General features: G+C 53.9%; 21 protein-coding genes. 1 reads left to right on the top strand and 20 read right to left on the bottom strand.

The window, feature by feature from the left end; translation table 11 throughout:
- Window positions 1-35: 35 nt before the first annotated feature.
- From IT084_RS00855 to IT084_RS00825, 7 genes are all read right to left on the bottom strand, one after another.
- Window positions 36-1,469: an APC family permease gene (locus IT084_RS00855; RefSeq protein WP_195710247.1), complete on the bottom strand. Its 1,434-nt coding sequence runs from the start codon at window positions 1,467-1,469 to the stop codon at window positions 36-38.
- A gap of 583 nt (window positions 1,470-2,052) precedes the next feature.
- Window positions 2,053-2,301, bottom strand: a complete 249-nt coding sequence (locus IT084_RS00850) for a MoaD/ThiS family protein (RefSeq protein WP_195710246.1) — start codon at window positions 2,299-2,301, stop codon at window positions 2,053-2,055.
- Window positions 2,302-2,312: 11 nt separating this feature from the next.
- Window positions 2,313-2,417 (bottom strand): hypothetical protein, encoded by a 105-nt coding sequence (locus IT084_RS18945; RefSeq protein ID WP_195710787.1) that lies wholly within the window; start codon window positions 2,415-2,417, stop codon window positions 2,313-2,315.
- Window positions 2,418-2,570: 153 nt separating this feature from the next.
- Window positions 2,571-4,007, bottom strand: a complete 1,437-nt coding sequence (locus IT084_RS00840; protein ID WP_243276628.1) for an APC family permease — start codon at window positions 4,005-4,007, stop codon at window positions 2,571-2,573.
- An 835-nt stretch (window positions 4,008-4,842) separates the two neighbouring features.
- A complete protein-coding gene (locus IT084_RS00835; protein ID WP_195710245.1) occupies window positions 4,843-5,691 on the bottom strand; it encodes a CoA-transferase subunit beta in 849 nt (282 codons plus the stop codon).
- Between the two features lie 14 nt (window positions 5,692-5,705).
- On the bottom strand, window positions 5,706-6,626 hold the full coding sequence (locus tag IT084_RS00830) for a CoA transferase subunit A (RefSeq protein WP_195710244.1): 921 nt from the start codon (window positions 6,624-6,626) through the stop codon (window positions 5,706-5,708).
- A 70-nt stretch (window positions 6,627-6,696) separates the two neighbouring features.
- Entirely contained in the window at window positions 6,697-7,515 is an 819-nt protein-coding gene (locus IT084_RS00825) for an IclR family transcriptional regulator (RefSeq protein ID WP_195710243.1), read from the bottom strand.
- Between the two features lie 269 nt (window positions 7,516-7,784).
- Between IT084_RS00825 and IT084_RS00820 the strand changes: the two genes are divergently transcribed.
- Entirely contained in the window at window positions 7,785-9,896 is a 2,112-nt protein-coding gene (locus IT084_RS00820) for a sigma 54-interacting transcriptional regulator (RefSeq protein ID WP_195710242.1), read from the top strand.
- A gap of 309 nt (window positions 9,897-10,205) precedes the next feature.
- Here the strand turns inward: IT084_RS00820 and IT084_RS00815 are convergent, their stop codons facing one another.
- The 13 genes from IT084_RS00815 to IT084_RS00755 form a co-directional block, all read right to left on the bottom strand.
- The gene (locus IT084_RS00815) at window positions 10,206-11,318 is read right to left on the bottom strand and encodes a sodium ion-translocating decarboxylase subunit beta (protein WP_195710241.1); all 1,113 of its coding nucleotides are present in this window, start codon (window positions 11,316-11,318) and stop codon (window positions 10,206-10,208) included.
- Window positions 11,319-11,344: 26 nt separating this feature from the next.
- Window positions 11,345-11,557, bottom strand: a complete 213-nt coding sequence (locus IT084_RS00810; protein ID WP_195710240.1) for a biotin/lipoyl-containing protein — start codon at window positions 11,555-11,557, stop codon at window positions 11,345-11,347.
- An 18-nt stretch (window positions 11,558-11,575) separates the two neighbouring features.
- On the bottom strand, window positions 11,576-11,725 hold the full coding sequence (locus IT084_RS00805; protein ID WP_195710238.1) for an OadG family transporter subunit: 150 nt from the start codon (window positions 11,723-11,725) through the stop codon (window positions 11,576-11,578).
- A 119-nt stretch (window positions 11,726-11,844) separates the two neighbouring features.
- Window positions 11,845-13,389 (bottom strand): acyl-CoA carboxylase subunit beta, encoded by a 1,545-nt coding sequence (locus IT084_RS00800; RefSeq protein ID WP_243276626.1) that lies wholly within the window; start codon window positions 13,387-13,389, stop codon window positions 11,845-11,847.
- A gap of 42 nt (window positions 13,390-13,431) precedes the next feature.
- Window positions 13,432-14,589, bottom strand: a complete 1,158-nt coding sequence (gene acd / locus IT084_RS00795; protein ID WP_195710234.1) for a glutaryl-CoA dehydrogenase Acd — start codon at window positions 14,587-14,589, stop codon at window positions 13,432-13,434.
- Window positions 14,590-14,910: 321 nt separating this feature from the next.
- Window positions 14,911-16,077 (bottom strand): non-hydrolyzing UDP-N-acetylglucosamine 2-epimerase, encoded by a 1,167-nt coding sequence (wecB, locus tag IT084_RS00790; RefSeq protein WP_207744354.1) that lies wholly within the window; start codon window positions 16,075-16,077, stop codon window positions 14,911-14,913.
- A 79-nt stretch (window positions 16,078-16,156) separates the two neighbouring features.
- Window positions 16,157-16,486, bottom strand: coding sequence for a MazG-like family protein (locus IT084_RS00785; protein WP_195710785.1), 330 nt, complete (start codon window positions 16,484-16,486; stop codon window positions 16,157-16,159).
- A 5-nt stretch (window positions 16,487-16,491) separates the two neighbouring features.
- Window positions 16,492-16,959, bottom strand: a complete 468-nt coding sequence (locus IT084_RS00780) for a cytidine/deoxycytidylate deaminase family protein (RefSeq protein WP_207744353.1) — start codon at window positions 16,957-16,959, stop codon at window positions 16,492-16,494.
- Between the two features lie 209 nt (window positions 16,960-17,168).
- On the bottom strand, window positions 17,169-17,816 hold the full coding sequence (locus IT084_RS00775) for a lactate utilization protein (RefSeq protein ID WP_195710230.1): 648 nt from the start codon (window positions 17,814-17,816) through the stop codon (window positions 17,169-17,171).
- 113 nt (window positions 17,817-17,929) lie between these two features.
- Window positions 17,930-19,207: a serine hydroxymethyltransferase gene (glyA, locus tag IT084_RS00770; protein WP_195710229.1), complete on the bottom strand. Its 1,278-nt coding sequence runs from the start codon at window positions 19,205-19,207 to the stop codon at window positions 17,930-17,932.
- A 102-nt stretch (window positions 19,208-19,309) separates the two neighbouring features.
- Window positions 19,310-19,762 carry a ribose 5-phosphate isomerase B gene (rpiB, locus tag IT084_RS00765; RefSeq protein ID WP_195710228.1) on the bottom strand — a complete coding sequence of 151 codons (453 nt, stop codon included), beginning with the start codon at window positions 19,760-19,762 and terminating at the stop codon, window positions 19,310-19,312.
- Between the two features lie 396 nt (window positions 19,763-20,158).
- Window positions 20,159-20,635 (bottom strand): low molecular weight protein arginine phosphatase, encoded by a 477-nt coding sequence (locus IT084_RS00760; protein ID WP_195710227.1) that lies wholly within the window; start codon window positions 20,633-20,635, stop codon window positions 20,159-20,161.
- Between the two features lie 80 nt (window positions 20,636-20,715).
- On the bottom strand, window positions 20,716-21,261 hold the full coding sequence (locus tag IT084_RS00755) for a manganese efflux pump MntP family protein (protein ID WP_195710226.1): 546 nt from the start codon (window positions 21,259-21,261) through the stop codon (window positions 20,716-20,718).
- Between the last annotated feature and the right edge of the window lie 8 nt (window positions 21,262-21,269).

The following is a 21,269-nucleotide window of genomic DNA, read 5'->3' as shown; positions in this document are numbered from 1 at the left end:
TTAAAGCAAGGAAAGACAAATCGGTTATGCGCCTGTTAAGCGGCGTTATCCTTTCTTTGAGACTCCGAGCCGAAAACATGTTCACGCATTCTTTTATCGGCTTCATTTATACCGTAAGCAGACCTGGCCCAGAAGTATAATCCCACACCAAGAATGGTCCAGACCAACACAATGGCCCATTCGTATGGCCAGATCAGGGCGGTGGGACTGCCTGGCATGCAAAGCAATATAAATATAGCGCTTAAGATAACGGCCCCGTAACCAATAAAATTGCCGTTACTGACCTTGAAGGGGCGGTCCATATGGGGTTCTTTTTTCCTTAAGATAACAAATGAGAGGGCCACCATAGTATAAGCAAGCATAATCCCAAGGCCGCCGGCGTCAACCAGCCAGACGAGCATCTTTCTGCCAAAAAGCGGGGCCAGAGTTGTGAGTATACCAATTAATAGAACAGCGTTATGCGGAGTTTTATACTTGGGATGCAATTTGCCCAAAAAAGCGGGAAGCATTTTGGCCTGTGCCATGGCATAGATGGCACGGCTGCCGCCAATGTAAAACGCGTTCCAGCTTGTAATAATACCGCAAATACCGCCTACGATGAGTATTTTACCGGCCCAGGAACCATTAAAGAGAATGGTCATGGCGTCAGCGGTAACCAGGGAAGATTTGGTCATTTGCTCCGCGGTCATGGCCATGCCGACGCTAAAGATCACGGCAATATACCAGAACGCCGCCATGAATACGGATAATATAAGCACTTTACCAATGGCTTTATAGGGCAGGTTGATTTCCTCAGCCGCCTGCGGGATAACGTTAAAGCCTACAAACATCAGCGGCGTCATTAATAATACAGCAAACATACCTTTAAAACCGCCGACAAATAAAGGTTCCATATTTGCAGGAGTACCGTTTAATAAACTGCCGGTGATCAAGAGCAGTCCCACCAGGGCGATACCCACAGTAAATACATTTTGCAAAAACGCTGCCACTTTAATGCCGATGTAGTTGAAAATCATGATCAAGATGGACCCGACTACACCCATCGCCGCCCAGGTTGCATATACATCCCAACCGGCGATGGTCCAAAGGTAGCCCTTGATATAATTGGGGAACAGGTATTCCACAACCGTGGGCAGCGCCACCGCTTCAAAAGCCACCACGGAGATATAGCCCAAAAGAATAGCCCAGGTACCGATAAATGATGCCGTTACACCCATAGCCCGGTAACAGAAAACCTGCTCGCCGCCCACCTTGGGCATGGCAGCGGTGAGCTCGGAATAGGTCAGCCCCACGAAAATTACCAGTATGCCGCCCAGTAAAAAGGCCAGCATGGCTCCCAGCGAGCCCGCGGAATTGACCCAGGAACCGGCCAGGACCACCCAACCCCAACCGATCATGGCGCCGAATGCTAAAAACAATACATCAGTGCGGCCCAAAACTTTTTCAAGATTCTGCTTCTGCTGACTCATCCTCTTCCTCCTTATTAATTAATATTAAGCAGCTCATTATCAAAGCAAGAACCTGGCCACGGAATATACACGCTTGAATGCACTATTTACAATAGTCTGAATAGTATTACTTGCGCCGGTTCAATGCGCTGTCGCATTGTTTTAGCACACCCTGGCTGGACATGCCCTCACCAATAAGCATTTCTATAAATGCGCCATTGCATTGTTTTAATGTTTAGGGGCATTTTTCGACATAATTTTAAGCCCCGGACGGCCCGCTCTCATAAACGCTCCTATAAATTACTTTTTATAATTATCTAAAGTCCCGTGCATCTCCAATTCACAACCGAACATGAGAATAATACCGGCTATTTTCAGATTAAATTCACGCTATTTCTAAAAGTATTCTATTACCGGCAGCCGGCCCCTTTTGCCCGTTTTTACCAACGGGTAATAAAAAAGCCCCGCCTTTTTGCCGGCGGGGCCGCTGCTTCTCATTCCCTTACATATACCATTTGCAGGACATATACGGCCTTAACTTTTTCATCATTCCGGGCAGGTGGGCCTATGTGCTCATTTGGCCCTACCTCCAATTTATTTATTTTTAGCCTCCTGTAATGTAGGGAAAAAGGATCACTTTGTCGCCCGGGTTCAGCTTTTCATCCCAGGTCTTTTTTTCGCCGTTAACGGTGACAAAGCTGATGTAATCCCCTGGTATGCCCAGCCGGTCGACCAGTTGCCTCAAGGTTGCCCCGCGCGGCAACCGCACGTTTACTTTGGGTTTCCTGTACGCTTCATCCACAACATGGCGGGCCAGCGCGATGCCCATGTCCACTGTCACGTCAAAGTTCATTTTATTCATCACTACCCGAGATATTTTTTCATTTTGCGCATAACGGTGGACTGGTTGATACCCGGTATCTCCGCCATGCGATAAGTATTGCCGTACTTGTCACAGGCTTTTTTCAGAAGCTGCTTTTACAGTCGCTCGACAGCATCCTTGATGGCGCCGAGACGGAATGCTGATTATTTAATGATTGCATTAACGCCCCGGTGGTTTTCCTAAAACCACCGGGGCGCCGTGTAATTCAACTTTGCACCAACTCGTACCGGAACTATTGATTAACTGGAATATTGCTTGCCATTGCCGAATTTGCCCAAAACATGCTCCCGCATGATCCTGTCCGCTTCGTTCTTGCCGTAGGACAGCCTGGCCCAGATATAGAATACCAGCCCCAGAACAGACCATCCCAAAAAGATCATCCATTCAAAAGGCCACACCAGGGCCGCCGGGCTGCCCGGCAGATACAGCAGTACAAATGCCAAGCTAAAAACCACGGCAATGTAGCCGATCCAAACGCTGCCCACCTTGAAGGGCCTGATCATGTTCGGCTCTTTTTTCCTCAGGATCACAAAGGACAGGGCCACCATGAAATAGGCTACTACGATGCCCAGCCCGCCGGCGTCCACCAGCCAGACCAGCATTTTCCTGCCAAACAGGGGAGCGGCAACGGATAATAATCCGATCAACAACACGGCGTTATGCGGGGTTTTGTATTTGGGATGGAGCTTGCCCAGAAAAGCCGGCAACATCTTGGCCTGCGCCATGGCATAAATGGCCCGGCTGCCGCCAATGTAAAAACCGTTCCAGCTGGTCAGAATACCGCAGATACCGCCGATGATAAGCAGCTTGCCGGCCCAGGCGCCGCCGAACAACGCGGTCATGGCGTCGGCGGCAACCAGGGAAGCATCACTCATCTGTGCCGCCGTAAGCGCCCTGGAAACGCCAAAAATAACCAGGATATACCATAGAGCCGCCAGGAACACGGATAAAATCAATATTTTGCCGATGGTCTTATAAGGTATATTTATTTCCTCCGCCGCCTGGGGAATGACGTCAAATCCGACAAACATGAAGGGCGTCATAATGGCCACAGCAAAGATGCCCTTGATGCCGTTAACAAACAGCGGGTGCATATTGGCCGCGCTGCCGTTGAACGTGGCGCCAAACATCAGAACGAGGCCCACCAGTGCAATTCCTAAAGTAAAAATCAATTGCAAAAATGCTGCCAACCTTATGCCCAGGTAATTTACCACGGTAATGAGTATGGAACCGAGAACCCCGATGGCAACCCAGGAAGCGTACACGTCCCAGCCGGCTATGTTCCAAAGAAAGCCTTTCATGTAATTGGGAAACAGGTATTCCACAACGGTGGGCAGAGCCACCGCCTCAAAGGCCACAACGGAAACATAACCCAAGATAATGGCCCAAGTACAGATAAATGAGGCCGTTACACCCATGGCACGGTAGCTGAAAACGTGCTCACCGCCCACCAGCGGCATTGCCGATGTAAGCTCGGAATAAGTCAAGCCCACCAAAATTACCAGCAGGCCGCCCAGCAAAAAAGCCAGCATGGCGCCCAGCGAACCGGCCGAATTGACCCAGGAGCCGGCAAGCACCACCCAGCCCCAGCCGATCATGGCGCCAAAAGCAAGAACAAGAACGTCTTTGCGCGATAGTACCCTGACAAAGCTTTCATTATTATTGTGTTGACTCAAGTCAAGACCTCCTCATGAAACCACATAATTTTGTCAATATCAGAGCAAATCAAAAGAAACCAACTTCTATACCAACTCCCCCTTTCCGGTGGTTTTTCAATCATTGCCAGATGCTGCAAATTCCTGCAAGCAAAAGACAAGTCATTTGCTCAACACACTATTTTTAACAGTCAGAAAAGTGCATACAATAACATAATGTAGATGCGCATTACAGATTTGCGCCGGCCAACCAAAATCTCCGGAATTAACTGTATTTGAAATAATGCAGCGCAGAATTTTGAAAATGCTGCCGCGCATTATTTCAGTAGATTTATATTACATACTATTGGAATATAAAAAGCCCTTTGAAGAATACAATTCTTCAAAGGGCCCCTTTGCCCCAAACGGTACTATATATTAAATCAATTTAATTATATATATTTTATTATAATTCGTCAATTACTAATTATTAAAAATAAATTTATTCAAAAATTTTTAATCGTTTTGGACATATCATTCCTTGCCGCATCTTCGCTTATTGAACCGCTTAACCGGCATTGGTACCGGTAACCGTTGTTTTTCCGGGGGCGCCGGAGAACTCGCGCCTTGCGTGCGCGATAGTCTTGCACCGGCGCGTATCCTCGGGCTCACTCGTTCTTTGAATTAAGCTCGTATGCAACCCTCCAATTAACACGAAACCACGCTGAATTTGAGTTTTTCAGGGGAAACTAGTTAGGCAGTGAGTTGCAAGCGCTAACTACAAGCTTCACCGTCCTCAAGAGAAAAATTGTGAAACGAACGATTGATGCCGCCGGAGCGCCAGATACAAGTAATGGTTTTTGCAGCGAAATCAGTTCTACTTACCCGAATTTTTGATGGTGATTTCGATGTACTCATCAAGCCCGGCCAGGCTCTTTCTGGCAGCGGCGCCGCCCATGATCAGGTTGGCCGGGTCGGCGGCCCGCACCGCCGCCAGTTCCTCAGCGGTGGGCTCGGGCGCGGTTTTTAGGCCGGCGGCCACTTTCAGATCCCAGCCCACCAGAGATTTTACCTCTTCCACGGCGACGCCGGGATAGATGGTATCCAGGTACATCTCATGCGTTTGGGGGTCAAACCGGAACAGGGCCTTGTCGGTCACCACCGCCACCGGGCCGCTGCCCAATAGTCCCGCTTTCTTCCTGGCGCCGGGGCTGCCGTCCAGGAATCCCGGAGTGGTTAGATAATCCACTTTTTCCACGAAGCGCAGGGGCTCCAGCCTCACCATCACCACCACGCGGCCGATGTTGGAGCCGATGTCGTTTCCGCCCCCGCTGCCCGGCAGGCGAACTTTGGGGGAATAGTAATCCTGCTCGCCGAAAATGGCGGTGGTGTTAAGGTTCCCGTACTTGTCGATCTGGGCCGCACCCAGAACCCCCACATCATAATAACCGCACTGCATGTCGCTGAACACCCGCCACTCGGAGGTCAGGCAAAGGGCGCCGTCCGCCGCCGAAGAATCGCCCACATTGAAATCGACGCGGTATTTTTGCGGCCCGATACAGCCGGATTCATACACGATATTTAGATTTGGCGCGTGAAAACGCTTGGCGGTGATTCCCGCCACCAGGGGGATGCCGATGCCTACGAAGGCAACCTCCCAGTCCCGGAATTCCTTGGCGGTCATGATGGCCATCAATTCCGACTTGGTGTATCTCGTTTCGCTCATGTTAATCCTCCCTCCTATCCCGGAATGCGGTTGAACCGGCGCTCCATGCCCATCAGCTTTTGCAGCCGGTCCCAGCCCACCTTTGCGCAGTAAGCCAGGTGGTCTTCCGAGCTGAGCACGTAATGGTCCAGCCATTTCAGGAATTTATCCCTGTCCTTGGCGGCTTCGTGATAGTCGCCGCAGAACAAAACATCATAAGCGTAGTAGCCGTAACAGGATTGCGGGTGGCACCCGAAGGGCACCTGTACCACGGCGTCCACACAGTAGAATGGAATCAGGGTAAGATTGCCCTGGCGCCTGATCTCGTCCGTGGACACGATTTCCTCGCAGGTGATGATGGTATGCCTGGCAGCGCGGGCCTTGTTTTCGTCGTTGCCGGTAAAGCCCCAAACCTGGGCGTTGCCCATCACGTCCGCGCGCTGCACGTGGATTATCGCCACGTCCGGGCGGGCCGCCGGAACAAGGGCGACGGGCTCTCCCTCATAAGGGTCGTTGATTACCTTGACCCGCTCATTGTACTTGATAATGTCCGTTCCCAGCATGGACCTGGTGGCCATGAAGGGGACGTTCAGGCTTCCGGCCAGGAATCGCATGCTGATACCGGCATTGGACCAGTCCTCCAGTTCGATCTTCAATGGCACGCCCTTTTCCACCGAGCGCCTGATATTGGGTGCCAGGCCGATGGCGCCGTACCCGAGGTAGGCTCCTTCCCACCTTTTAACGCAACCGGCGCCGACCAGTAAATCCATCACATCTGTTTTACTGTCGTCAATCACCGTCAGGTCACGGATTCCCTGCCTGATGATCTCGTGCGCGGCGGCAACGCAGTCCCGGCCGATGAAACCACCAAAGGTGATGCTGCAACCGCTTTGAACATATTTTTTAATCGCTTCCTGAAGCGTCATTTGCTTACTGGCATAATTAGACTCTGTCATAGCACATCCACCCCCTGGTTGACGTTTATGTAGGTACGATTTCTAAAAAGACCATAACCGCGTAGTGTTGCTACAATTCACCCCCTTCAATTGCTTCCGGCGAAGCGCCCAGGCGAATGGAAGCGTCCCGGGCGCATTTTTTGGCGACTGCCAGGTACCCCATCAACGCCTCCCGGCTCAACCTGGTCACCGGCCCCAGGATATTCAGAGAAGCAACCATTTTCCCGTGGCGGTCCCATACCGGCACCGAAAGACTTGCTCCCCCGGTAATTCTTTCACCGAAACTACTGGCCCACCCTCGCCGGTTAATCTCTTTCAGCTCCTGGAACAACAACCTCCTGTCGATGACGCCGCCATTCAGCCCGGCCTGTTCACACTGGGTCAGCACATTCGCCACTTCCTCCTCCGTCATGTAAGCCAGCAGCAGCTTACCGGGCGAGCCGGTATGGGCATTGAGGGGCACAACGGTTCCAACCCCCACCGAGTATTTCAGGGGGTGCGGGCTGACTATTTCCGCCACGCACACCCTGCTGTAACCCTTGCGCACGTATAAAGTCACTGTTTCCCCGGTATGCCGCCACAATTTCTGCATGAAGGGGTACACGCACTGCACCAGCTGTTGCTCCCGGGACAAACTTTCGGACAACAGCCCGATCAGGCCCCAGTGCAAAAAGTACCTGCCGGTTTCCTCGTCCCGGGCCACGAAGTTCTTTTTCTGCAGCGCCCCCAGAATACGGTAAACGGTAGCTTTGCTTAAATTAACTTCCTGGCTGATTTCCGTCAGAGTTTTTTCGCTGGTGCCCAGGCATTTTAAAATGTCCGCCGCCCGCTCCACGGAACGCACGCTGCCGGAACCTTTTTCCGCCATGTCTTTTCGCAGTGATTCCATACGGCTCAATTCCACCCCCTCACCAGATGTTTCACCTGACGAAACCCTATTTTAAATATTTATTTATGTCACAATTAAACATCACGAGTAAAAAATCCTCCTGAGAAATTTAATTATGTTTACTGATATGGGCAAATCACAGCTGTTTACTAAATCTAGTTAATTGATTTGACATTCAAAAAAGGTTAAAGTATGTTATGAATAGACAAAGATTACGATTTTTAATTTTGAATTGGGATTTCACAGGGCAATACAAGGGCGGTGAAACAATGCTGGTAAAGGATATTATGACCAGAAGCGAAATCACCTTAAAACCCGGCCAGGATGTCCTGGAGGCATGGGATATTTTTATCCGGACCGGGCTCAAGGGCATTCCCGTCACCGGTGACGGGGGCGGCGTTACCGGCATCGTCACCTGGGAGGAAATCATCAAAGCCGGCCCGCAAATCTGCGCCGGCGGTATCACAATTCAATCAATCATGCAGGACGAGGTCTACACCCTTGGTGAGAACCTGCCGGTTTCCGACGCCTGGACCCTGCCGGCCAACGTGTTTCCAGTGGTCGACGAGGACGGGCGGGTGACCGGTATTCTGGACCGGTCGGAGGTCGGACATGCCCTGTTTAAAAAAGCCAGCCAGCTGTTCCAGCAAATTGAAACCATCATGGACTCGGCCCATAACGGCATTGTCGCCATCGATAAGGACGGCATTATTACCACCTTCAACCAGGCCGCGGAGAAGATAACCCGGCGCAAAAAAAGCGAAGCCATCGGCCGGCACCTTTCGGAAGTGATCATACCCCGCGGCCTGCTGGATATTTTGAAAGAGGGCAATTACCAGTCCCATTATAAATTTACCGTGGAATATTCTTCCGGCACGCACACCTACCTGACCAACCGCAGCCCCATTATAGAAAACGGCAAGGTGGTGGGCGCCATCGGCGTGTTCCAGGACATTTCGGAAATTGAATTCATTTCTGAAGAATTAAGTACCGTCAAGCAGCTCAACAAGGAGCTGGAAGCAATCATTGAATCTTCATATGATGGAATTCTCGTCACCGACCGGGACGGCAACATCGTCAGGGCCAACCGGGCCAGCGAAAGAATCACCGGCATTGCAACCGGCAAACTGCAAAACATGAACATCCGTGATTTGATTGAAAAAAGCGGTTACTCCCAATCAGTGGTGGACGCCGTGATTAAAAAGGGCGAGCCGGTCACCCTGATGGATCAGACGGTCAACCAGAATCACCTGCTGATCACCGGCAACCCGGTGCACAACCATGCAGGAGAAATTGTCCGGGTCGTGATCAATATCAGGGACATGACGGACTTAAACAAGCTGCAGGCGCAGCTGGAGCAGAGCATCGCCCTGAGCGAGCGGTACCACGGTGAATTGACCCAGTTGCGCAGCAAGCTGATCGAACAGGAAGACCTGGTGATAAAATCCACTCAAATGAAAAAGGTGATGGAAATCGCCCTGCGGCTGGCCCAGGTTGATTCGACGGTACTTTTACTGGGGGAATCGGGCGTGGGCAAGGAAGTGGTGGCCAAAACCATCCACAAGCACAGCAAGCGCGGCGACGGCCCCTTTATCACCGTAAACTGCGGCGCCATCCCGGAAAACCTGCTGGAGTCGGAATTGTTCGGTTACGAGAGAGGTGCCTTTACCGGCGCCAACCGGGAAGGCAAGGCCGGCATGTTCGAACTGGCCGACAACGGCACCCTGTTCCTGGACGAAATCGGCGACCTGCCGCCGCCTTTCCAGGTTAAACTGCTGCGGGCCATTCAAGAACGGGAGATTACGCGGATCGGGGGCACCAAGCCCCGCCCCGTCAACGTGCGCATTATCGCGGCCACCAACCAGCCTCTGGAAGAACTGGTGCAACAGGGCAAATTCCGGGAGGACTTGTATTTCCGCCTGAACGTGGTTCCCATCAAGATACCGCCCCTGAGGGAAAGAAAAAATGATATCGTACCTTTGATTTACGCTTTCAAGAAGCACTTTGAAAAGATTTACGGCATTGAAAAGGAATTCTCACCCCAGGTTTTTAAAGCGCTGCTGGAATACCACTGGCCGGGCAATGTGCGGGAAATCAAAAACGTGGTGGAGCGGCTGCTGGTAACCTCCCCCGACAAGGTGATCAAATCCGTGGATATACCGCTGGAAATAGCACCCCAATCCAGGAGCGATACCCGGGAAATTACCGTCACCGGCATTATGCCTCTGAAAAAGGCACAGCTGGAATTGGAGCGCCAGCTGATCGGCACCGCGCTAAAAGAACTGGGCAGCACGTACAAGGCGGCCAGGGCGCTGTGCGTGGACCAGTCCACCATCGTGAGAAAAATAAACCGGATCAAGGAGCAGGGACTAACGATTTAAATCGCCGGTCGCCGGTCGGGTGCGACACCGGGGACACCGGGGGACACCGGGCGGGGGGGGGTGCGACACCGGGGCGACACCGGGGGGGCGACACCGGGGACGGTTCTTGCGGTGCGGGTGCGACACCGAGGTGCGACAACGGGGACGGTTCTTGGTTGTAGCACTAGCGATCGCTGCTCGTGCGCGACTTTGCGACATTTACGAACCGTCCCCTTGTCGCAGCGGTGCTTAGGTAGCAAAAAAAGACCTTTCTGGAACTGGCTGGTTCCGGAAAGGTCTTTATATTGAAATGCCCGGGTTAACTGGTTATTAGAGAATGGCCGAGATAAACGCCCCGGCGGCGACGGCGGTGCCGATAACCCCGGCCACGTTGGGTCCCATGGCGTGCATCAGCAAGTAGTTCTGCGGGTTGGCTTCGGCGCCCAAATTGTGCACCACCCGGGCGGCCATGGGCACGGCCGATACTCCGGCGGCGCCGATGAGCGGGTTGACCTTGTTCTTGGTGAACAGGTTCATCAGCTTGGCGATCAGCACGCCGCCCGCGGTGGCGAAGGCGAAGGCCACCACGCCCATAATAAACACGCCGATGGTTTTCCAGGTTAAAAAGGTTTCCGCCGTCATGGTGGAGCCCACGCCCACCCCCAGCAGGATGGTCACGATATTCATCAGCGCATCGCGGCTCACGTTGGTCAGGCGTTCCACCACGCCGCTCTCCATGAACAGGTTGCCCAGCATGAACATGGCGATTAGCGGAGCGGACTTGGGAACAAGCAGCATAATGACAATGGACGTTAACAGGGGAAAAACAATTTTTTCCGTCTTACTGACCATTCTCATCTGGGTCATTACCATCGCCCGTTCCTGCTTGGTGGTCAAAAGCTTGGCGATGGGCGGAATAATAATCGGCACCAGTGCCATGTAGGAGTAAGCCGCCACCGCCACCGAGCCCATCATGTGCGGGGCCAGGTTGGCCGACAGGAAAATGGAAGTCGGGCCGTCGGCTCCGCCAATAATACCGATACAGGCTGCCTCACTGATAGTAAAGCCCATGAGCAGAGCGCCGAAAAACGCAACATACACGCCCAGCTGGGCCGCCGCCCCCAGGAGCAGCGTTTTGGGATTGGCAATCACCGGGCCGAAATCGGTCATGGCGCCCAACCCCAGGAAAATCAGGGGGGGTATTAATTCATTTTCAATACCGTAATGGTAGAAAATATAAAACAGTCCACCCTCTTCTAAAAGGCCGGTCAGGGGGAAGTTGGCCGCAAAAATTCCGAACCCGATGGGAACAAGGAGCAGCGGCTCAACCCCCTTCTTGATGGCCAGGTAAAAGAGGACAAAGGCAATCAGCCACATGGCAATGTTGCCGGCGGTTAACTGAGTGATCCCCACCCCGCTGAATATTTCAATCAGCTGATTCATGCCCCTTCCTCCCAATTATTGTCTAATTATTTCAATGCAACCAGCACGGTTTCAGTATTGACAACATCTCCCGCGCTGACGTTAACTTCCGCCACTTCACCGTCGCTGGGCGCGTAAACTTTAATCTGCATTTTCATGGCTTCCAGGGTTACTACCACATCGTTCTTTTTCACCTGGTCGCCTACCTTCACTTCCACCGATAAAACCTTGCCCACCATGGGAGCATTGACTTGTACCATTAACCTAACCTCCCCAAATTAAGCTTTTTGTTTTTCCTTTTGTTTTTGGGCCTGGCTGTTGATAATCGCGCCGGCCACTTGAACGGTGACCTGTAAAACAGCCAGCACCGCGAATACCGACACTATACCTGACAGGGCCACCCTGACAGCTGCATCCCAGTCAACCATTTTGTAATTCCCTCCCTCTAGCCGCCTTTCATCCCCGCCCGCACGGACGGGGACTTCCCGGCGGAAAAGTTAAAGAGCTCTTGTTTTTAATGCACCGGCCCGGCCAAAACCCGGTTTTATTACATGTTGATGTTGGAGAACTTCCTCCAGGGCCTGGCCACTGTTTTGTTCTCAAGCAGGTCAAGTGATGCGCAAATCTTCTTCCTGGTTTCCGAGGGCAGAATAATATCGTCCACGTAACCGCGCGCCGCCGCATGGTACGGGTTTTCGTACAGGTCGCGGTACTCCTGGATCCGCTTGGCCCTGACCTCGGCCGGGTTTTCCGCGTTTTTGATTTCCTTGGCGAAGATTACGCTGGCCGCGGTTTCAGCGCCCACGATGGTAATGGTTGCCTCGGGCCAGGCGAAAACGATGTCGGCGCCGGTGTCCTTGCAGCACATGCCCAGGTAGGCGCCGGCGAAGGACTTGCGCATAATCACGGTAACCTTGGGCACCGTGGCGTCAATGTAGGCGAAAAGCATCTTGGCGCCGTGCCGCAGGATGCCCTTCCATTCCTGCTCGGGTCCAATCATGTAGGCCGGGGTGTCGTGCAGGTTGACCAGCGGGATGTTGAACAGGTCGCAGAACCGGACGAACCGGGCCACCTTGTCCGCGGCGTCGCAGTCAATCACGCCGCCCATCCAGTTGGGCTGGCTGGCCACAATACCGGTACTCCGGCCGTTGAACCGGGCAAAGCCGATAATCACGTTCTTGGCAAAGTCGGGCATTATTTCAAAGAATACACCATTGTCCACCAGTTTGTAAATAACTTCGTGCATATCGTAGGGGATCATGGTTTGCTCGGGAATCATCCCGTCCAGTTCGGGCACCAGGCGCATTGCTTCGTCACCGGTATCCACCCGGGCCGGTTTTTCCTTGTTGTTCTGGGGCAGGTAAGCCAGCAGTTCCTTGGCCTTGTCAATGCAGTCTTTGTCGTCGCCGGCGACGATATGGGTACAGCCGGACTTGACGGCGTGCGCTTGAACGCCGCACAGGGTTTGTAAGTCAATGTCAATGCCCAGCTGGGTCTTGACAAAGGCCGGGCCGGCAATGCCCATGTAACCGTGGTTGCGGCTCTGGATGACGAAGTCCTGCATCACCGGGTGATATGCTTGGCCGCCAAGGCACGGACCCAGCAGTAACGCTATCTGGGGGATAATGCCGGAAGCCAGGTTTTGGGCCTTGAACAACCAGGCGTAGGCTTCCAGAGTGTCCATGCCCTCCTGCAGCCTGGCGCCGCCGGAGTCGTTCAAGCCGATGAAGGGGATGCCCATATCCCTGGCCATTTCAATGGCCGCGGCAAATTTTTTACCGTGATACTCACCGAAGGTGCCGGCCATGGAGGTGTAGTCTTCCGCGCCCACCATGACCATTCTGCCGTTGACTTTACCGTAGCCGCAGACAACGCCTTCCGCCGGAACTTCCTTTTTGTCCATGCCGAAAGCGGTGATCCGGTGGGTGACAAAAGTGCCGATTTCCGTGAATGTTCCGGGGTCGAATAAATATTCAACTCTCTCCCGGGCGGTTAATTTGCCTTCCGCATGCTGCTTGGCCACGGCCTTTTCGCCGCCCATCTGCATGATTTTAGCTCTTCTGCGCTGAAACTCTTCATATTTTTGACTCAAGCTCAACAACCTCCCGTCCTTGAATTGCTCCAATATGTTATATTACCGGTTGGCCTTGCGGTAACCGAGGGCGTCCTGGGCAATGATGAATTTCTGGATATTGCTGGTGCCCTCGACGATCTGGTAGGACTTGGCGTCGCGGTAGTAGCGCGCCACCGGGTATTCCTCGGAATATCCGTAGGAACCGTATATCTTCATGGCACAGTCGGCGCAGAAGTTGGCCGCTTCACCGCACCAGTATTTGGCCATGGAAGTTTCCAGCGCGCAGGGTTTGCCCTGATCCTTCAACCAGGCCGCCTTGTAAAGCAGCAGGCGGGCAGCTTCGGTTTTCACGATCATCTGGGCGATCATGTCCTGGTTCATCTGGAATTTGCCGATGGGTTGGCCGAATTGCTGGCGCTCGTTGGCATATTGCAGCACCGCGTCAATGCAGGCCTGAGCAACGCCCAGTCCGCCGGCGGCGCAACCCAGGCGGGTGTCGTTCAACTGCTCCATGCAGATCTTGAAGCCCTGGCCTTCCTGGCCCAGCAGGTTTTCCTTGGGCACGGGGGTATCTTCAAAGGTAATCACACCCACGGGAGCGGCCCAGGTGCCCAGTTTTTCGGTGATGGGCTCGACGGAGATGCCGGGCGACTTCATGTCCACGATAAATGCGGACATGCCCTTGACTTTTACGCTCGGATCGGTGTAAGCATATACCAGCGCGATATCGGCGACGGGAGCGTTGGAGATCCACATTTTATCGCCGTTGAGAACATACTTTTCGCCGTCCCAAATGGCCCTGGTTTTCATGCTGGCCACGTCGGAGCCGGCGTTGGCCTCGGTAATGGCAAAGCAACCCAGGATGCTGGCGTCACACAAACCGGGGAGATACTTTTTCTTCAATTCTTCACTGCCGTACCTCAGGATGGTTTGGGCGGGCCCGAGGGCGTTCATGTTGAAAGGCAGGCGCATGGAACTGTGCACCCTGGCTATTTGCTCGGCAATCAAGGTGATGGCTAAAAAGCCCATTTCATTGCCGCCGTATTCTTCGGGAATAACACAGCCGAAAAAGCCCAGCTCGCCCATCTTGTTGACGATATCGCGGCGGAACCGGTGCGCTTTATCGTCCTCGTCCACCGTGGGGGCGATTTCCTTCAGCGCGAAATCACGGGCCATTTTCTGAACGTCAAGCAGCTCTTCGGTGAGTTCAAAATTCATGTTATACCCTCCTTGATTTTTTAAATTTTAAACAGGCACAGGACCCATAAACAGGGCTGTATATACGCTTATCATAACCAAGCAATTGCCGTGCCAAATCACCGGGAGCGACATTGCAGGTGTAATATTGCATACAACCCCCGTAAACAGAGACTTTGGCTGTAGACCAAATAAAAAAGCCGGCCCCCTTTCCGGAGAACCGGTAACTGCATTTTTACATCGATAATGTATTTTTGCAAGGCAATCGTGGCGTATTTTGGAGAAATATTGACTAGCCGGGCAATGCATTTTTGCAGCAGGTTTCATCTCTTTCCAAAAATTTTAATCTGAAAATGCTGGAGGTAATGCCCTGTCAAATTCCTGCGGTCTGTGGCCGGCCAGCTTAAATACATATTTTATGGCCTGGACGATCCGGGCGGCGGCCCGCCCGTCCCCGTACGGGTTAACGGCTTCGGCCATGGCCCGGTAATGGTCCCGGTCGACCAACAGGCGCTCGGTTTCCTCCCGCACGGTGCCGCGGCTCGTGCCCACCAGGCGGACAGTACCCGCCTCCACCGCCTCGGGACGCTCGGTGGTATTGCGCAGCACCAGTACCGGCTTGCCCAGGGAGGGCGCTTCCTCCTGCATCCCCCCGGAGTCGGTGAGCACAAGATGGCACCGGGCCATCAGGTTGACAAAGGGCTCGTAGTCCATGGGCTCCACCAGGTGCACCTGATCGGAGCCGCCCAGCACTTCTTGCACCACCCGGCGCACCGCGGGGTTTTTGTGCACGGGGAAGATCACCCGCACGTCCGGGTGCCGCTCCAGCACCTCCCGCAGGGCCAGGTAAATCTCCCGCATGGGATCGCCCAGGTTTTCCCGGCGGTGGGTGGTCATCAGGATAACCCGGTGCCGGTTAAAATCCATTTCGTCCAGCAGCGGATCGCCGAACCGGTAATCTTTCCGCACTGTGGCCAGCAGGGCGTCAATCACGGTATTGCCGGTGACAAAAATTTGCGCGGGGTCCACCCCTTCCCGCAGCAGGTTGGCCCGGGCCCGGGCGGTGGGGGCGAAATGCAGTTCGGCCAGCGCCCCGGCCAGTCGCCGGTTCATTTCCTCGGGGAAGGGGGAATACTTGTTGCCGGTGCGCAACCCGGCCTCCACGTGGCCCACCGGCAGCTGCATGTAGTAAGCGGCCAGCGCGGCCACAAAGGTGGTGGTGGTATCGCCGTGCACCAGCACCAGGTCCGGCCGCTCCGCTTCCAGTACCTCCTGCAGGCCCGCCAGGGCGCGCCCGGTAATGTCGAACAGGGTCTGCCCCGCCCGCATGATGTTCAGGTCGTAATCCGGTGCAATATCGAAAAGGCGCAGCACCTGGTCCAGCATTTCCCTGTGCTGCGCCGTCACCGCCACCCTGCAATCCAACTGCCCGTCCTTTTGCAGCATTTGTACCAGGGGCGCCATCTTGATGGCCTCCGGCCTGGTACCGAACACAACCAGCACTTTCAACCCAAAAAACACCCTCTCTTCTCAGGGGTCAGGCCTGTCGTAACTGTAATAACTATATTATTTATATATACTAATGATCCTATTCGGTATTTCCCTCTCCCGGGACCAGATACCCCTTTTGGATCAATTTTTTGATATGTTCATCCAGGGCTTTTTCAATACTGACACCGTAATGTTCCTCCAGAACAAACATCATGGAAACGGCGGTCTGGGCCACGTCCAGCAGTTCCCTGGTGATCCGCGCCAGCGCCTCGCGTTCGCCCACGGTACGGCGCTCCCCGCTCATCCCCCGCAGCTTGCCGATGGCCTGGGCCAGTTCCCCCGCTTCCTCCATCAGCTTGAGGGCGGTGGATTCCATGGTGGGGGTTAAATTATTCAGCTTGGGCAGGGCGACAATTTTCTTTTGCATCGGCATCACCGTTTTCCCTGTATAGCATTATCAAATTCCACCGGTTGTCCATTTTCACCCAAATAGATAATCTTATCAATCAGAGCATTCCTGATCATTCTCCGGCAGAGCAGGCACGGTTCGCCGGGAGCTATGGTTCCATCCGCATAAAAACCGGCGATATAAATAGTGGCGCCCTTCATTTTAACAGGGTCCCCGTTGATAATCGCGTTTTGCTCCGCGTGGACGGCCACGCACAATTCATAACGCTCACCCCGGGGAATGTTTAATTCATTTCTCAAGCATTTACCGGTATCGGAACAATTGGCCTCGCCTCTTGGCGCGCCGTTATACCCCGTACTGACTATGATTCTGTCATTGACTATAACAGCTCCATAGCGCCTTCTCAAGCAAGTGGAACGTGTCGACACAACCCGGGCGATTTCAAGGAAGTATTCATCCCAGGACGGTCTTCTTGAGTTTGTCCTGCTCAAATAGATTTCCCCCTATTATAATCAACTGACACCACCTTAATCAAGATTACCGGAACTGATCCAGGTAACCTGTATATAATTCCCCCTTTTGCACCGGCAGTCCTTCCGGCCATCCGAAAAACAGCGCGAATAATAACAAATTTCAAAGCGGCCAAGGTAGCTACCACGGCCGCTTTGTTATGTCTGACAATCATTGCCCCAACGGCTAACTAAAGGCCCATATCTTCATTAACAACCAGGATGCGCAAATCAGTTAAAGGAGGCTTGCGCTCAACAACAGTCATAATGCGACAAATGCGATCGGGGGAGTTGCAGTCGTGGCAAAAGCCGGTTTTGGCGCAAGGGGTGTTTTTGTTAAGCCGCTTGGCATTGGGAGGGGCTGCATATCTTTTAATCCGCTTAACCGCTTCCTCCACATTGTCGACGATTTTGTTCCGCCCGGCCACCACAATAACCTTTTTGGGCCCGAAGAACATCGATCCCACCCGGTTGCCCGTCATATCGATGTTCACGAGGCAACCGGACAAGGTCAGGGCGCCCGTACCGGCCAGGAACAGGTCACTGGTCAGCTGGCGGCGCATGATATTCAGCACTTCTTCAGGCTTTAGCCCCGGCTTGCCATGGATAAGCAGCTCTTTGCCCATTTCCGCCAGTTTCTCAGCCACCGCCAGGCCGGCTACGGACATGGAACCGCCGAATCCGACCGTCTGGGCATCCCGGGCTTCCTGCAAAATATAGTCGGCAGCCTGCTGTTTGGCCGGGCAGTATATAGCCGTAAAGCCGTTCTTTTCAAGGGCTTGTACCGCCTTCCGGCATTTCTGCTCGTAATTCCAGTTGACAAGTTCGGTTATATTCATGTTTTTATCCTCCCAACTAAAATAAGACAGGCTGCTTTTAACCTTTGAAAAGCAACCCATCCCATTTTATTTCGTTAAACAATTAAAAACCAGTTTCCCGGGAACGCCACTTTTTAGCCCAAGTGAGGAGCTGCATAGACTCCGCCTTCACGGTAGATGGGAAAGCGCCGACATAAACCGGCGGCCATTTCCCGGGCCTGCTGCCGGCGTTTGGTGTCGTCACCGAAACTCAAGGCCAGGTGGATGATCTCAGCCACTTCGACCATTTCCGTTTCTTTAAGACCTCTAGTGGTTACGGCTGGAGTGCCAATCCGAATGCCGCTGGTAATAAGCGGGGGCTGGGGATCAAAGGGAATGGCGTTTTTGTTTACGGTAACGCCCACTTCATCCAGCACTTGCTCGGCTTCCCGCCCGGTAATATTTTTGTTACGCAGGTCCACCAGCATCATATGGTTGTCGGTGCCGCCGGAGACCAGTTCGAAGCCGCGTTCCACCAGCGCCGCGGCCAGAGTCCGGGCGTTGCTGACGATCTGCTGCTGGTACTCCCGGAAGCCCGGTTGAAGCGCCTCGCCGAACGCCACCGCCTTGGCTGCGATTACGTGCATCAACGGGCCGCCCTGAATACCGGGGAATACGGCTTTGTCCACGGCAGTGGCATACTTATCTCTACACAGAATCATACCGCCCCGGGGCCCGCGCAATGTTTTATGGGTGGTAGTGGTAACCGCATCGGCATGCGGAACAGGACTGTTATGCAAGCCTGCCGCCACCAGGCCGGCAATATGCGCCATATCCACCATCAAGTAAGCGCCCACCGCATCGGCTATTTCTTTCATGCGGGCAAAATCAATTTCCCTGGGGTAGGCGCTGGCACCGGCCACGATAATTTTAGGCTTACTTTTGATAGCCGCTTCCAAAACCTGGTCGTAATTGATCCGCCCCGTGTCCTGCTCCACCCCGTAAAAAGTGACATTAAAATAGCGGCCCGAAATGTTTAAAGGGCTGCCATGGGTCAGATGCCCCCCGTGAGCGAGATTCATTCCCAGAATGGTATCGCCGGGCTCAAGCAGGGCGAAATAGACGGCCATGTTGGCCTGTGAACCGGAATGGGGCTGCACGTTCACATGCTCGGCGTGAAATATTTTTTTCGCCCGTTCAATAGCCAGCGTCTCAACTACATCCACATAACCGCAACCCCCGTAGTAGCGGCGCCCGGGCAATCCTTCGGCATATTTATTGGTGAGCACCGAACCCTGGGCTTCCATAACGGCTCGGCTGACAATATTTTCAGAAGCGATTAATTCCAGTGTGTTGCGCTGCCTGTCCAGTTCCTGGGCAACAGCACGGGAGATTTCAGGGTCCACCTGGGAAAGAGGGCTGTAAAAACTCATTAAAACTTCCTCCTAAAGCAAGCTAGATTAGTCGTCGGTCGTCGGTGGTCAGTCGTCAGTGTATGAATACATCCACCCGGTAAATGAAATATACCGGGATAACTATTTGCAGTTAAAACTTCTTTCTATCTCCGCAATCTTTTCAAGCCGGCGGGCATGTCTGCCGCCGGCAAACCGGGCGTTAAGCCAGGCGGCGACTATATCGCGGGCCAGACCGGGCCCGACTACCCGCTCGCCCAGGGTGATAATATTGGCCATGTTATGCTCGCTCGCCATCCGGGCGGAATAAGTGTCATGGCAAAGGGCGGCCCTGATGCCCGGCACCTTGTTGGCGGCAATGCTTACGCCAATGCCGGTGCCGCAGCACAGAATACCCCGTTGGAATTCTCCCCCCGCCACGGCTTCGGCCACGGCCCGGGCAAAATCGGGGTAATCCACCGAATCCAGCGAGTATGTACCGAAGTCATTGTATTCTATATGATGTTCCTTCAGGTAAGCGATGATTTCCGCTTTTAGTTTGAATCCGCCGTGATCGCTGCCAATGGCTACCCGCAAGGTTTTTCCCTTCCTTTTAAGCAAAATTAAACATAAAATTAAAACCGAAATTCGGCCGGATCCAACCCCGACCCCTTAACACGAACATATTCTACATTATTTGCCCGGTTTCCTCCAGATGTGCTTAAAATATCAAAACAGCCCTCTTGGCAAACTTAACCACCACCTGCTAAAGCAGGTGGGACTGGTATCGACTGAAAATCGACTTAAGCAGGAGTGCCGCAGACCCCCGACTTCAGTCGGGGGTAGTTGAACATTCTACCGCTTCCCCAAAACCCCCGTTTTTAAACGGGGGGTCAAGAAACAGGCGCTAAAGCTTTCCGGCTGAAAGCCGGAGGTTTTAGACCTGGCGGCTGGAAAATAAATCAACTTATGCAAATAATGCAGTTATTACAGTTACGACAGGCCTGACCCCTGGATGAAGCGGTGGAGGGCCTGGCGCACCAGGTTGTCGAGTTTGCCGGCGACGGAACGGTAGTAATTTTCGTCAAGGCCGAACGGGTCGGGGATATCGCCGCCGGAGCCGGCATATTCGGCCAGGGTGTGGATTTTGCCCGCGGCTTCCGGGGCCGCCCGGCACAGCATATCCCGGTGGGCGGCGGTCATGGTCAGAACCAGCGCCGCCTTCTCCACGTCTTCGGGCTCGACCCGGGAAGATTTGTGACCGGCCAGGTCGATGCCCATCTCGCCCAACACGGCGACCGCCCGGGATGAAGCCCCGGTACCGGGCAGGGCGGCGATTCCCGCCGATTTGATTTCAATGTCATCCCGGCCGGGATAAAGCTCGTCCAACGCCCGGCGGGCCAGCGCCTCGGCCATGGCGCTGCGGCACGTGTTGCCCGTACAAATAAACAGGATTGTTTTCTTGCCCATCGCGTTCAATCTCCCCATCCTGAAAAATATTCCTGCGCTGCGCTTCGCTTCACTCCGGAAACCCGCCGGATCGATTGCCGCTAAGGCATAATCATGCGCAACCCGATACCCACCAGCAATAACCCGCCGCCCAACACGGCGCGCTCGCCCACGCGGATGCCCACGAACCGGCCCAGAACGAGGCCGGCCGCCGTCATCACCCCGGCGGTTACGCCGATGATGCCGGCGGTTACGGGCAGGTTCACCTGCCTTGTACCCAGGGAAAAGCCCACGCTCAGGGCATCCATGCTGACGCTGGCGGCCAGCAACAAGAGGCCCCAGGTATTGACCAGCACCACCCTGGGATCTGCAGCATCCCCGCCCTTCCAAGCCGAACGGATCATTTTCACTCCCAGGTAAACCAACAACAATGCGCCGGCGATACCGGCGGCCCGCCCCGCCAGGGTACCCACGAATTCACCGGCGTACCAGCCCAGCAGGGGCATTACGATGTGAAACACCAGCACCGTCAGGCTGACGATCAATATCTGGCGGCGGGTCACCCCGGCCATGCCGAGCCCCAGGCACATGGAAAAAGCGTCGGTACCAAGGGCTACCGCCAGGGCTAAAACGGTTAAAAGGCTCAACTTGATTC

Source organism: Desulfallas sp. Bu1-1 (assembly GCF_015594625.1).
GTDB lineage: Bacteria > Bacillota > Desulfotomaculia > Desulfotomaculales > Desulfallaceae > JADNRQ01.
This window is presented reverse-complemented; position numbering and strand designations above follow the sequence as displayed.

What these genes read in the sequence shown, in the direction of transcription:
- IT084_RS00855 (WP_195710247.1), bottom strand. Translation starts at nt 1,469, where the DNA reads ATGAGTCAGCAGAAGCAGAATCTTGAAAAAGTTTTGGGCCGCACTGAT.
- IT084_RS00850 (WP_195710246.1), bottom strand. Translation starts at nt 2,301, where the DNA reads ATGAACTTTGACGTGACAGTGGACATGGGCATCGCGCTGGCCCGCCAT.
- IT084_RS00835 (WP_195710245.1), bottom strand. Translation starts at nt 5,691, where the DNA reads ATGAGCGAAACGAGATACACCAAGTCGGAATTGATGGCCATCATGACC.
- IT084_RS00830 (WP_195710244.1), bottom strand. Translation starts at nt 6,626, where the DNA reads ATGACAGAGTCTAATTATGCCAGTAAGCAAATGACGCTTCAGGAAGCG.
- IT084_RS00825 (WP_195710243.1), bottom strand. Translation starts at nt 7,515, where the DNA reads ATGGAATCACTGCGAAAAGACATGGCGGAAAAAGGTTCCGGCAGCGTG.
- IT084_RS00820 (WP_195710242.1), top strand. Translation starts at nt 7,785, where the DNA reads ATGCTGGTAAAGGATATTATGACCAGAAGCGAAATCACCTTAAAACCC.
- IT084_RS00815 (WP_195710241.1), bottom strand. Translation starts at nt 11,318, where the DNA reads ATGAATCAGCTGATTGAAATATTCAGCGGGGTGGGGATCACTCAGTTA.
- IT084_RS00810 (WP_195710240.1), bottom strand. Translation starts at nt 11,557, where the DNA reads ATGGTACAAGTCAATGCTCCCATGGTGGGCAAGGTTTTATCGGTGGAA.
- IT084_RS00805 (WP_195710238.1), bottom strand. Translation starts at nt 11,725, where the DNA reads ATGGTTGACTGGGATGCAGCTGTCAGGGTGGCCCTGTCAGGTATAGTG.
- acd (WP_195710234.1), bottom strand. Translation starts at nt 14,589, where the DNA reads ATGAATTTTGAACTCACCGAAGAGCTGCTTGACGTTCAGAAAATGGCC.
- IT084_RS00785 (WP_195710785.1), bottom strand. Translation starts at nt 16,486, where the DNA reads ATGCAAAAGAAAATTGTCGCCCTGCCCAAGCTGAATAATTTAACCCCC.
- IT084_RS00775 (WP_195710230.1), bottom strand. Translation starts at nt 17,816, where the DNA reads ATGAATATAACCGAACTTGTCAACTGGAATTACGAGCAGAAATGCCGG.
- glyA (WP_195710229.1), bottom strand. Translation starts at nt 19,207, where the DNA reads ATGAGTTTTTACAGCCCTCTTTCCCAGGTGGACCCTGAAATCTCCCGT.
- IT084_RS00760 (WP_195710227.1), bottom strand. Translation starts at nt 20,635, where the DNA reads ATGGGCAAGAAAACAATCCTGTTTATTTGTACGGGCAACACGTGCCGC.